This window comes from Sphingobacterium thalpophilum, from assembly GCF_901482695.1.
In the GTDB taxonomy this organism is placed as follows: domain Bacteria; phylum Bacteroidota; class Bacteroidia; order Sphingobacteriales; family Sphingobacteriaceae; genus Sphingobacterium; species Sphingobacterium thalpophilum.
This window is the reverse complement of the sequence record NZ_LR590484.1, coordinates 738,279-751,748: the sequence shown is the minus strand read 5'-3', so window position 1 is coordinate 751,748 and position 13,470 is coordinate 738,279. Positions and strand designations below refer to the sequence as shown.

At 41.2% G+C, this 13,470-nt stretch carries 6 protein-coding genes; all 6 read right to left on the bottom strand.

Annotated features, from left to right (window positions below):
• Positions 1–96 precede the first annotated feature (96 nt).
• Positions 97–321, bottom strand: coding sequence for a helix-turn-helix domain-containing protein (locus tag FGL37_RS03260; protein ID WP_028072640.1), 225 nt, complete (start codon positions 319–321; stop codon positions 97–99).
• 406 nt (positions 322–727) lie between these two features.
• Positions 728–3,133, bottom strand: a complete 2,406-nt coding sequence (locus FGL37_RS03255; protein ID WP_028072642.1) for an ABC transporter permease — start codon at positions 3,131–3,133, stop codon at positions 728–730.
• Between the two features lie 391 nt (positions 3,134–3,524).
• The gene (locus FGL37_RS03250; protein ID WP_028072643.1) at positions 3,525–5,930 is read right to left on the bottom strand and encodes an ABC transporter permease; all 2,406 of its coding nucleotides are present in this window, start codon (positions 5,928–5,930) and stop codon (positions 3,525–3,527) included.
• A 31-nt stretch (positions 5,931–5,961) separates the two neighbouring features.
• Positions 5,962–8,346 carry an ABC transporter permease gene (locus FGL37_RS03245; RefSeq protein ID WP_028072644.1) on the bottom strand — a complete coding sequence of 795 codons (2,385 nt, stop codon included), beginning with the start codon at positions 8,344–8,346 and terminating at the stop codon, positions 5,962–5,964.
• A gap of 355 nt (positions 8,347–8,701) precedes the next feature.
• Positions 8,702–11,065 (bottom strand): FtsX-like permease family protein, encoded by a 2,364-nt coding sequence (locus FGL37_RS03240; RefSeq protein ID WP_028072645.1) that lies wholly within the window; start codon positions 11,063–11,065, stop codon positions 8,702–8,704.
• A gap of 18 nt (positions 11,066–11,083) precedes the next feature.
• Complete coding sequence (locus FGL37_RS03235; RefSeq protein ID WP_028072646.1) at positions 11,084–13,465, bottom strand: ABC transporter permease; 2,382 nt, start codon at positions 13,463–13,465, stop codon at positions 11,084–11,086.
• Positions 13,466–13,470 lie beyond the last annotated feature (5 nt).

The window sequence follows — 13,470 nt, the reverse complement described above, 5'->3', positions numbered from 1 at the left end:
GGTTTTATGTTTGGTTGTTTCCGATTTGTCTGTACGATATTGAACAGTTTCCGTTCGGTATCGTACAGACAAATCGCAATGGGCTGGAAGGCTGGCTTATTGTTCTACTTCTTTGAGCTGCAGATGATCGCAGAGCTCGTACATCATTTTCGCGGGATCGGTATCGATAGCAAGGGCGATAAGGTACATTTCATCCAGCCGTAATTTCGATGTCTCGGTCATGGTCAATTCATTGATGCGGGCTTTACTAAGTCCTGTTTTTCGGGCAATCTGGGCTTTGTTTACAGATTTCTTCGCTAAAAATTCTCCAAGTTTTGTCATCGCTTATGTTGTTTCCTCTTATTTGTATAGATAAATATATAAAATGTTATTTTTATTTATACAAATGCTTTTGTTTTTGAAATATTTTCCATTCTTTTGTATTGAAAATCTATATTATTTAAATGTGCCAATGATGAAAACAGGGAAAATTCAAAAAATAAAGGTATATAGAAGAAAATGCAAAGAGTTCCATATTGTTGTTTTATCGGATACCGATTCGGCTATGTTTTAGCGAACTGCGAAATATTGACTGAAACGAATAAGCAATTTTTAGCTGTTCACAGCAAACAGCTAAAAATTGCTGCAAAGATCCTAAGCCGTAGGTACACCAATTATAAACTTTCATTCCCAATCGGTTAATAATAAATTGCACTTTTGACTTCAACAACCTACGGCTTATTTTTTCTTATTCGTCCCTTAATTTTTCGACGGGATTAAAGCGGGTAGTCCGAAATACGATGGCACCAACCAGTAGTCCCAATACACTAAGCAATATAGCTAAGGGTAACAAGTAGGTGAATGCGTTGATTTCTATTCGGATTACATAGTTTTGCAGCCAATGTTGCATGATCATATAGCTTGACGGGACTGTGACTAGCACCGCTAGCAGGAATATACCATAGTATTCCTTTGAAAATAATAACATCAAATGGGACAATGAAGCGCCCAATACTTTGCGGATGCCAACTTCCTTGTTACGGAGATGAATCGATAGCGAAATTAAGCCCGTCAATCCCAATATGACAATCAAAAGCGATACAGCACTCGCGATCTGTGCAGCACGTTGCAGTTGCAGTTCGGTTTCGTATAGGCCTTTGATCCGGTCATCCATAAATTGATACTCAAATGGCGCATCGGGCATTAATTCCTTCCATTTTTTTTCCAGTCCTTGTACGGCCTTGGACAATTGTCCCGGTCTTAAACGAATGCTCAAGTATCTGTATTGGAAACTGTCGTGTACATCCGTCCAGATGATAGCTGGAGATGCCCGGTGAAGAGAATTTGCGACAAAATTATCGGTGATACCTACGATGGTCATCTTATTTTGTGGAGTATTTACGGCAATCTTTTGACCGATCGCATTTTCTGCATTGCTGAATCCAAAGTCTTCCATGGCTTTCTTGTTGATCACAACGGGTCTATTGGTCATATTTGTCGCCGTATTTCTGGGTAAAAAAGTGCCCGCCAATAGGGGGATTTCATAAGTCTCAAGAAAGTAACTGTCGCTGTTAATCCTTTGAACCTGTACTTCTGTATCGTTATTATTGCCAAAAGCCGCTTGCATATTGGAACCTAATAGTCCCGGGGTTTCATACGAAAGGCTTACAGACTTGACAGCCGCTGTCTGCAATAGCTCGTGCCGGACCGTTTCCATCTTCCGGATTCCAGTTTCTGACCAGTCTCTGGGGGCTTGTACAGTCAATAGATAATCTTTGTTATATCCTAAGTCGCTGGTTATAAATAGACTAACTTGTTTGGAGATTATCAAGGTACAGACCAGTAGGAGTAATGCGACGGCGAACTGAAAAAATAATAACACTTTTCGAACCAATTGCTTATCACCCAATGCGGCGAATTGATTTTTGACCGAAGCAAGTATATTGATATTGGACAGTTTAATTGCCGGATATAATCCCGCCAGTAGGCCGATCATTAAAATCGACAGCCCCAGTAAACCGAAAAAGTAACCTGGCAGACTGATTAAAGATGGAAGCTCACGCATGAGTACATGTGCAAACAGCGGGCTTACGAGGATATAGATGGGTAGACTGATCAAAGCGGCAATAGCCACGATAAGGATATACTCTGTCAACAATTGTCCGATTAATTGCAGCCTGGATGATCCCATAATTTTGCGCATGCCGATTTCCTTTAATCGCGTAATATGCTGTGCAATACTAAAATTGATGAAATTGATGATCGCCATGATCAAGATAAAAATTGCAACCCAACTCAAGGTCTTGATCATCTTTCGTATTGCGCCCTGATTGTCGTCGAGATAGTAAGTTTTTAATGGCCTTAGATTTGGCGCATATTGATCAGCAAATTCTTTATCTTTATTTTTATGGACAAGGTTCAGTATAGCCTGATCTACCTGTTGAGGTGTTACGCCTGGCTTTAATTCGATATAACCTGCTATATAAGGATTGTCCCAATTATTTATCGAACGTCCGAAATAGGTTTCGTTAGCAATAGGCAAGAAAATATCAGCATGCATACCTTTTGTTAGATCCATAATGGCATTCTGAACATCTGTTTTGACAATAGCGGTGATCGCAAAATCATGCTTCTCACCGTTGAAATTTTTAATCTGTAGATTTTCACCCAGGACATTTACCTTTCCGAAATATTTTACTGCTGCTTTATCCGTGATGGCAACTGAAAAAGGGTTGTTCAGCGCAGTATTGACATTACCAGCTAAGAGCTCAAAGCCAAACATGGTCAAAAGGCTCGGATCACCGAGCGACATACCTTCTTCATAAACTGTGTTACCGTTAGACACTATACCTGTCAATCCATCAAGGCGGTAGTAGTTGGCTACTAAATTCGGGTACTCCTCGTATAACGCCTTGGGAAGGGCACCAATTGTGGTCAAATTGATCCCAAACCCTTCTTTCTTATAGGTGCTCTGTAGTAAAAATTGTTGATCAATATTTTTTATCCTGCTATTTACCTGATGGACATCCCAGATGTAGGCGCCGACAAGTATCATAAAAGTGATGCCACAAGTCAGACCGATGAGATTGATCAGATTTTGGATTTTTTTCTTTCTGATATTCCGCCAGGCAATTTTGAAGTTGGTAAAGTTCATTATAACCGAAAAAGTATAGTAATAAAGTTAGTCCACCTACTATAGATTAACAATAGGGAGGTTAGTGTATAAACCAAATGTTTGGCCAAAAAAATAAGTTGTTGATTGTTAGTGGTTATGTCTTCACGTGAGGGAGGTGTCTGTCCGATTTTGAACAGTAAATGTTCGTAGGTGAACATTGGATTTGAACTGATGTGGCGCTGACAATAGAGCCAATCGGCTAAAAAAATGAGGGACAAATAGGCGGTGGCATTGGCTACGTTAGAGGCGGCATTGGTCACTTTTCGCAATGCCGCGACGGAAGCTTTTTTGACGGTTTGGTTCCCAATCCACTAAAACTTGCCGTTCGGACGGGTGATGCGGGCAGTGGGCGGATCAAGCTAAACCTTTGTTATTCATTCCGAAGGCTATCGACTGGATTCGCTAAAGCGGCCTTAATGGCTTGTGAACTAACCGTTAGTAATGCAATCAGTATAGCAAGTAACCCCGCAACAGCAAACATCCACCATTGTATTTCAATACGATAAGCAAAATTTTCCAACCATTTGTGCATGGCCCACCAAGCTATGGGTGAGGAAATCAGGATAGCGATAAACACAAGTTTGATAAACTGTACAGAAAGCATCTGTGTAATACCCGAAACGGATGCGCCAATAACTTTGCGTATACCGATTTCTTTACGGCGCTGATTTGCCGTAAAAATAGCTAATCCAAATAGACCGAGGCAGGCAACAAAAATCGTCAGTCCAGCGAATATACTTAACAATCTTCCTGTCTTGACCTCAGCCTGATAGGTTTGGGCATATCGTTCATCGAGGAATGAATAGTTGAATGGAATATCTGTTGCGAAGGAATCGTATAGTGCTTTCAACTTTTTGACCAGTCCTTCGGTGTCATTTGTATGTGTCTTGACAATTAGACTTCCTGCCTGATCCCCAAGTACCATGACCAATGGTGAAATCTGTTCGTGTAGGGATTTGAAGTGAAAATCTTTGACCAGCCCGATCACATTATAAGTTTTGTTGTCCTTATTGGTCAATGTGCGACCAATAATTTCGCCTTTCCAGCCCAGATCTCTTGCTGCAGTTTCATTTACGATAATGGATAAACTATCGTTACCGAAAGCTTTCGAAAAACTTCGGCCCTTACTAAGCTTCATGCCCATAGCATCAATATATTCTTCATCTACGTCATAGCGTAGCGTCTTGACCCATTTTTCTGTGTTTCCGTCTGGATAGACAAAGAAGTTGTTGTTGGCAGATTCACCGGCGGGAAGATAGGATGAACGGGAGAGATGTTTGACACGGCTGTCCTCTGATAGAAGTTTGATATAGCTTTTTTCGTTTTTACCTAAAGGCCAACTTTGGATCACAATCACATTTTCCTTCTCATAACCTAATTTGATATGTCTTATATAACGGAGTTGCCAAGTGACAACTACAGTACAGAAAATGAGTCCCACGGAAATAATAAACTGAAAAACGACTAGACCACTTCTGATATTGAACCGTTGTGTAGATCGCACCAAGCGACCCTTTAATACGGTCAAAGGATGAAAAGCAGATAAGTACAGTGCAGAATACGTACTCGAAAATAAACCGACCAATAATCCAAATGTGAGTAAGAGCGGGATCATGTAGGTGCAATCGAATTGATGAATTTCAATGGATTTACCGGATAGTTGATTAAATAGGGGAAGGCTAATGATAACGATACCAATGGCCAACAATAAGGCCAGATAGGTCAGCATAATACCTTCAGTGAGAAACTGACGGATCAAGCTGTATTTGTTGGCTCCCAAGACTTTACGTACACCTACTTCACGGCTTCTTTTGAAACCGCTGGCTGTAGATAAATTCATAAAATTGATGGTTGCTATCAATAGCATAAAGAGGGCTATTGCACTAAAGATATAGATATACCGGATATCACCAGAAGGACTGAGATCGTAGCCAAAATTGGAATGTAAATGGATGTCGGTCAACGGTTGTAAATACAGACCAATGGAATTGCCAGACTTTTTGAAATCGATATAATTCATCCCGAAACCAGCCATAAACTGAGCACCGACATGTTTGTCAAATAGTGTTGCTAAGTTTTTTTCCAGATTTTTTAGGGATGTATTTTCTTTGAGCAATGCATAAGTAAAATATTCGGATGTCATCCAGGATTTCGAACGGGAGTCTTCCAGTGCCTCCATAGATGTAAAAATATCAAAATGGAAATGCGAGTTTTGAGGAATATCCTTCATTACTCCTGTGATCTTTAAGATATTTTGGTCATCTTTAATGGTTAGATCACGTCCTATGACATTCGTAGTCCCAAAATATTTGAGCGCAGTAGATTCAGATATTACAGCCGTATATGGCATTGTTACAGCAGTAGAAGGATTACCTTTAACGAAAGGGAGAGTAAATATTTTGAAGAAGGAAGGATCTACGTAAGCCATTTGTTCATCGCGAAACACTTTATTTCCGATAGTAAACAAGGGGGAGCCACCTTGTCGCAACCGTGCTGTTTCTTGTACTTCGGCTAATTCAGCTTTCATTGTGGCAGCGACAGGCGGCATGACATGAGCCTCATTCATTGTTCCGCCTTTTACTGTACCTCTGAAGATCACACGGACGATGCGATCTGCATGTGTATTGAAACGATCAAAACTGAACTCATCAGCGACATATAGGCCTATCAGCAAACAGACCGCAATACCCATGGCTAATCCGGTGATATTGATGATCGAGGTGGAAGAATTCCTTATTAGATTTCGCCACGCTATTTTTAGATTGTTCTTTATCATAATAGGATTGTATTAGCTGTTTAGTTTTCTGCTATTCGTCCCGTAAACTATCGACGGGATTAGCTGTTGCTGCTTTAATAGCCAATGTACTGACCGTAAACAAAGCAATCAGTGTCGCTAAACAGCCTGCTAATGCAAATATCCACCATTGTATATCGATACGGTACACATAATCTTCTAGCCATTGATTCATAATCCACCAAGCAATAGGTGAGGCTATGAGCAAAGCAATACCGATGAGTTTAATGAAATCGCGGGACAGTAGCTTAATAATTCCGAATACAGATGCACCAAGCACCTTTCGGATACCGATCTCTTTTTGTTTCTGGATCGTTGCGAAGGAGACCAGTCCCAGTAAACCTAAACATGCGATGAGGATCGCCAGCCCCGAAAATAAAGCTGTCAGCTTCATCGTACGTTTTTGACCCGCAAATTTTAAGGCATACTCTTCGTCAATAAAGTGGATGTCTATCGTGTAATCTGGATTATACTTTTTAAGTAGCGACTGGATCGCCTCTATATTTGCCAATAAGCTTTTAGCTGTGTTTAGTCGGATATGGAGATAATTTGCGGGAACGATAGGGCCCTGAATCATCATTGGTTCGATGTCTTGATAAGGTGATTGCCAAACAAAATCCGCAATAACACCAACTACCTGATAGGTACGCTGGTACTCGGTACCCTTGGCTACGGTAACTTGAGTACCAAGGGGCGTGGATAAGCGCATTTTGGAAACAGCAGCTTGATTAAGTAGCAAGGCACTGGAATCAGAAGGATAGGTATAAATGTCGATATCTCGTCCCTGAATCAATTTGACCCCCATTGTCTTTGTGAAATCAACATCTGTCGCCATATTGTTAAAAACGACATCATAGTCTTCTGGTCGGTCATTGGGCCAGGAGTATCCCCAGCTATTGCTACCCGAACGACTTATCCGCCCCCAAGATTTGGTCATGCTCGAGATAATATTTTGTTGGAATAATTCATTCCTGAACGCTTGGTAATTTTTATCTAAATTTCCCTCTAAAGGTACGTATACTAGGTTGTCACGATCATATCCGCTTTCTCGATGCTCTCCAAGGCGGATCTGCTGACCGATGATAAAAGAGCATATGCCAAGACCTATCGATATGGTAAACTGTAGAGTGACAAGTATTTTTCTGGGCTGGAGACTGGATTTGGCCGTTACAATATTCCCTTTTAAGCTTTTTACCGGATTAAAAGCTGATAGCACAAAAGCTGGATATAATCCTGCGCAGAGGGAGCAGAAGAAAATCGTGGTAAGAAATAGGCAATAAAAGAATATAGGGTAATCTGTGATCGTAAGATGTCCGTTGATGAGCTTGTTAAAAGATGGGAGTGCTAAGAGAATCATCAACAGCGCTAATAGTCCAGCTAAAAAGGTTATGATAAAGGATTCCAATAGAAATTGTTGAATAAGTGATTTTTTCGATGCACCAACTACTTTGCGTAGGCCAATTTCTTTGGCACGCCTTTCGGCTCCTGCGGTACTTAGGTTGATAAAGTTGATGCAGGCTATCAATAGAATGAGTATGCCAATCAGTCCAAATAGCTGCAACGTGGTGATATTGCCCGCCACCATCTGTCCATTGATCGATTTGTTGTAGAGATGCCAACGGCTGGCAGGGTAGAGATAGATCGCTGCTTTTGTGGTGTTGTTAGTATGTTTAGCAACCAGATTTCCAATGTTCTTATTGACAGAGGCCAATAGTGCCCCTTCTTTTAGAAGCACATAAGTCTCATGATTATAGGCTGTCCATGAATCCGTAAAAGTCTTGCCCGTTTTGGCCAGGTAATCCAGAGAACAGATAAAGTCGTTTCCATAGAATCTGGAATTAGAAGGAATATCCTCGATAACCGCTTCAACAGTTAGGGAAACAGTGGTGTCCATCTCGACCCGGCGTCCAATGATATCTACCGTACCAAATAATTTTTTGGCAGTAGAAGCAGTTAGCACTAATGCATCGGGACGGGATAATGGGTTGGAAGAATTTCCTGTTAGGATTTTGAAATCGAAAAGTTTTAAAAAAGCTGCGTCTACCGCTACCCCTGAGGAGCTGAGGCCCGGTTCAGCATCGTGGTGGATAAGGTGGTTAATATTCGAGGTACGCACCACGTGTTCGATTTCAGGATGTTCCTGTTGTAAGATAGGACCGAGTACATGCGGGGTACCTCCCCAAGTATGCTGATTACCATCAAATACATCTCTTGTATATACTTGATAGAGACGGTCTGTTTGGGAGTAGAATCGGTCAAATCTTATTTCTGAATTGATCCAAAGGGCGATTATCAAAGAGACTGCCATCCCCAAGGCCAGCCCTAGGATGTTAATAAAAGAGTATCCTTTGCTTTTCCAAAGGTTCCGCGCGGCGGTTTTGATATAGTTTTTGATCATGTTTCTAATATTGAGATCTGAGCATTGAGATTTTGGTTGTGCAAGCCGAAAGCCTACGAACCTAGTCTATTGTCCCAGATCTGTCATCTCATGTCTGTCATTTATAATTATCTTCGATGAGCTCGCAAGCTCGGTTTTTAATCATTATATTGAGGTTTTGACTTTTTCATAATCTACTGTTTGGCCAAGCAATCTATCCTAGTTGATAGTGCTATGCTGATCATGTATACTATAATTCGTTAATTCAATCCGTTTGCCATATATATAACTTGTTGACTATTAGATGTTATATGTTTTAAGAACCTGTTGTATGTTCGGAAGCGGACAGTCTACTGTCCGTCGCCGAACATGTGTATTACTCGTTCCGGAGGGTGATCCCCGGATTGGCCAATGCTGCTTTAATGGCTTGATAGCTGACCGTTATCAGGGTAATGCCGAGAGCCGTCAATCCAGTAAGGCCAAATACAGTCCAGGTAATTGAAATACGATAGACATAATTTTCTAACCATGTTTCCATTAGCAGATAGGCAAGAGGGGCTGCGATGAGAAAACTGGTCAATGTCAACCAGATATATTCCGTGCATAACAATTTCCATAAACCAACTTCTGAAGCTCCGAGCACCTTGCGGATACCAATTTCTTTTTGCCGTTGTTCCGTTAGGAAGGTGACCAAAGCATATAGCCCAAGACAGGAGATCAGTATGGCGAGCGCTGTAAAAATACTGGTCAGGCTTTTGATGATTTCCATCTGTTCAAATTGCCTAGCATATTCTTTATCCGTGAATGTATAATCAAAAATGAGATCTGGATCAAAGCGATTAAATTGCTGAGCGATTTTTTTCATCGTTTGATTCATATCTTGTTGCTCATTCAGTCTAAGTGTTATTTTGTCTTTTGGCAAAAAGTCAAGAAAATAGGCGGTTGGTGTAATGGATTTGAACGGGGATTCTGATAGCGTGTTCTGTATGACACCTATAATCGTATAATTGATTCCTCTCTTGGATAGCTGTTTGCTTGTCAGATCCGTCACTCCCATAAATTTGGCCGCCGCTTCATTGATAATTACACCCGTAGAATCTGTGTTGAAATCCCTAGAAAAATTTCTTCCCTTCAAAAAGTTCCATTGTACGGTTTTGGCAAAGTGTTCGTCTACGGTGAAAATTCCCATAATGGATCCTTCTTTTGTTTCATTCCCTTGCCAGTTAAAACCACCACCAGTTAAAGATAGCCGATTAATGGAGCTGGAAGAAAGAGAGGCATCTTCTATCAAACGGCTATCGATCAGTTCTTTTCGCAGGGCCGCAAAGTTTTTGGTAATTAATGCGCTGCTACTTTTGACGTTCACTAGGTTTGAAGTGTTGTAGCCAATCGGACGATCTTTTGTATAGTGCAATTGTTTTATCACCAGATAGGTAGCAATCATTAGAAAGATGGAAATAGCAAGCTGCACGATTACCATTCCCTTTCTAGTCTTGAATCCATTTTTGCTAATATTCATTTTTCCTTTAAGCGCAAGGATCGGGTTAAAAGAGGATAAGAACAGCGCGGGATATAGTCCTGCGAGAATACCTATAACGAAAGTTCCGAATAGAGCATACAGATAGAATTGACCGCGATTAAATGGAATGCTTAAGGAGGTATTCGTTGCAGCGTTAATCCATGGGAGCAGCAAAGTACTTAATAGGATTGCGATCAAAAATGCACAGGATACGGATAAGATGGATTCAACTAAAAAGCCGGTGATCAGCTGCCAACGGTTTACACCGACAGATTTTAGAATACCGATCTCCTTTCCTCTCTTTAGACTGCGGGCTGTACTGAGATTAATAAAGTTTATACTGGCCAACAAAAGAATAAATATACTTATCCAGGCAAACATCCATACATATTGAATCTGCCCCCCGGCATTTTTACCATTCTTGAACGAATCATATAGATTCCACTTGGACATAGGATGCAGTAAAATCTCGGGGTTTATATCAGTTAGATTTGTTCTAAAGATGCTGGTTAGCTTATGCTCAAGTTCCCGGATATTTTGCGTATCCGCGATTTTGCCATAGGTACTAAAAAAACAGTTTGACCATCTTTCGATACCCTCATTTTTCCTGAGGTAATCTACAAAAGGTAGAACATACTCCAGTTTGTGAAATGTATTGTTTTCTGGAATGTCCCTAAAAATACCTTGTATCGTATATTGTTCTTTTCCGTTGAGCTGTATAGTTTTTCCGATAACATCTGAAGTCTCCGATAAGCGGTTGGCTAATGATTCAGAGATAATCAAGGTGGAAGCTGCGGTTGGGGTAGCGATATTTCCTTGTATAGCTTCAAGGGAGAATAGTTCCGAAAATTTGCCCATTGCGTAAAAGCCTGTTGCATTCAATTTTTTGTCCCCCATTTTAATGGCCTTACTTTCCGCATCAGTAATCAATGTAACATCTTGGATTTCATCTTTAAAATCCGATTCCAAAACCTTCGCCAGGGGGATAGGAGTGGAAGTTCCATCTGTCGATTTTTCATTGTTGAAAGTACCGGTCATCATCAACTGATGGATCGTATCATAGTTTTTATAATAATGGTTGAAGGAAAACTGCTTCAGGATCCACAGCGTACTCACCAAAGCAACTGCAAACCCCAGGGATAGTCCGACAATATTGATGACTGTATTTAAGGGAGTGCGTTTAAGATTTCGTAACGCAGTTTTTAAAAATAGCTTTATCATGGTGCTTGTTTTTTCTTTCTATTCATCTCGCAGACTCTTAACCGGACTAGCGACTGCTGCCTTAACAGATTGAAAACTGACTGTCAATAATGCAATGGCAATTGTCGCGCTGCCAGCAAACAAGAAGATCATTATCGGTACGGTGATTCTGAATGCAAAGCCTTCAAGCCAGCTTGTGGTAAAGTATAACGCTATGGGGATCGCGATAATATTTGCAATGAGGACCAATATCAAAAACTCCTTATTCAGCATTTGTATGATGTTCAATACCGTCGCTCCCAATACTTTGCGAATGCCGATTTCCTTCGTTTTTACCTGTGCGGTATAGGTGCAGAGGCCTAAAAGTCCCAAACAGGAAATTAATATAGCTATAGAAGCAAAGAAATTGAATAATGTACCCTGTTTTTCTTCATTGGTATATTGCTTCTGGTAGCTTTCATCCAAGAAACTATAGCTAATGGGCATATCATCGTAATAACTTTTCCATACCTCTTGTAGACTTGCCAGGGCCTCTTTTGTGTCGGCTGCATTTGTCTTTAGATACAACATGCTGCAATCTTTGGGGCTATATTGGAAAACCATTGGTTCGATTTTATACCGGGCGCTTGCGTAATTAAAGTCTTTTACCACACCAATGATCGTCCCCGGCATGGTACGGATGCGCAACCTACTACCAATAGGGTTTTTTAATCCCATCTCGCGAACGGCAGTTTCGTTGACGATAAAATGTGCTGAATCTGCAGCTGAACCTGTAAAATTCCGACCCTGTGCCAACCTGATTTTGAAGAAGTCGAGCGTATATTGGTCAGAATAAGTGATGCTGAACCAAAGGTTTGAATTGCTGGGTTTGCCTTCCCAATCATTATCTCCTGTGGAACTACCCCCATAAACCATATCCCGGCCGAGCCGGATGACATCGTTTACACCTCGGGCTTTTAGAAGCTCGCCTTTGGCCGCATCAAAATGTTCTGCCATCTTTTTGCCCATGAGGACGGTCACAATATGATCTCTCTCGTAGCCAATATTTCTATGGCGCATATATTCCAATTGGCGCCCGACGACGATAGTCATAGTAACCAGTACAATCGAAACAGTAAATTGCAAGATGACCAATATCTTCCTGAAATTTGATTTTTTTATGCTTGTTCGCCCTTTTATAACGCGGATAGGCTTGAAGTTGGAAAGGAGCAGCGCAGGATAGACACTTGCCAGGATAAGGGTGGCCAAGAGCATCAAAAGTATGTAGCTCCAAATCTGAATGTTAGAAAGAGTGAGAGTCACATGTTTGCCAGAGAAGTTGTTAAAGAGCGGCAGAAAGATGAAAGCTAATGCAATTGCCGCCGCAGCAGCGATAGCAAATAAAAGTGTCGTTTCCAGTATGAACTGAAAGAAGAGTGCTTTTCGGTCTGCTCCGATAACCTTTCGAATGCCGACTTCTTTGGCACGATGCAATGAGCGCGCAGTCGAGAGATTAATATAATTGATGCTCGCTATTAGTAGGATTAATATGGCGACTCCGATAAAGATGCGGACGGTCCCGATGCCACCGTCACTACCATCCATTTGGTATAGATGCATTTTGGCAAGCTCCTGGGTGATATAGGGGACCTTACCATCTTCAGGTTTGGCCTGCCCGTGAATTTTCTGTAATTTTTGGGCCACGGTAACCGCATCGGCGTCAGGTCTTAATCGAAGATAAGTTTCGAATGCAAAGTTGGACCAGTCCTCGTCCATTGATGACAAATATGTTTTATTGTCATAGGTTGTTTTGGTCTTGATATATGCTTGTTCATTGTATCGCGATAGGGGTAGGAGCACCTGGAATTGAAATGTTGAGTTGTCTGGATAATCAGCGATGACCCCCGACACCGTGCACAAATCTTCCATGCCCATGATGATCGTCTTCCCAATAGGATTTTCTTCACCAAAATAACGCTGTGCAGTGCGGGAGGTAATCACAACAGAATTGTTGTCAGGAAATGGTTGCTGTTGATTGCCTTGAATTAACGGAAAATCGAATACTGAGAAATAGCTCGGGTCAACGAAAGCAAAATCTTTTTCGTTGAATCTTTTGTCCTTGTATTTAATTGCGGCATCACCAATTCTAAAGATACGCACAGCATCGTCTACTTCCGGAATCTCTTTTTTTGCCAAGGATCCCACAGGAGCGATAATCGCCTTAAATATGCGTTTGGATATTCCTGTACCGCCCTCGATGCCGATTCTATAGATATTGCGGTGCTGGCTATGGAACCTGTCAAACGATAATCCGTCCTGAATCCACAACAGTAGGAATATTCCTACCACTAACCCTGAGGTCAGTCCCAGAATATTAATGGCGCTATAGAACATATTGGAAAAAATACTTCGCCATGCGGTTTTGATGAAATTTCTGACCATGATTT

Coding starts and splice junctions, on each gene's coding strand:
- FGL37_RS03260 (WP_028072640.1), bottom strand. CDS start 321: ATGACAAAACTTGGAGAATTTTTAGCGAAGAAATCTGTAAACAAAGCC.
- FGL37_RS03255 (WP_028072642.1), bottom strand. CDS start 3,133: ATGAACTTTACCAACTTCAAAATTGCCTGGCGGAATATCAGAAAGAAA.
- FGL37_RS03250 (WP_028072643.1), bottom strand. CDS start 5,930: ATGATAAAGAACAATCTAAAAATAGCGTGGCGAAATCTAATAAGGAAT.
- FGL37_RS03245 (WP_028072644.1), bottom strand. CDS start 8,346: ATGATCAAAAACTATATCAAAACCGCCGCGCGGAACCTTTGGAAAAGC.
- FGL37_RS03240 (WP_028072645.1), bottom strand. CDS start 11,065: ATGATAAAGCTATTTTTAAAAACTGCGTTACGAAATCTTAAACGCACT.
- FGL37_RS03235 (WP_028072646.1), bottom strand. CDS start 13,465: ATGGTCAGAAATTTCATCAAAACCGCATGGCGAAGTATTTTTTCCAAT.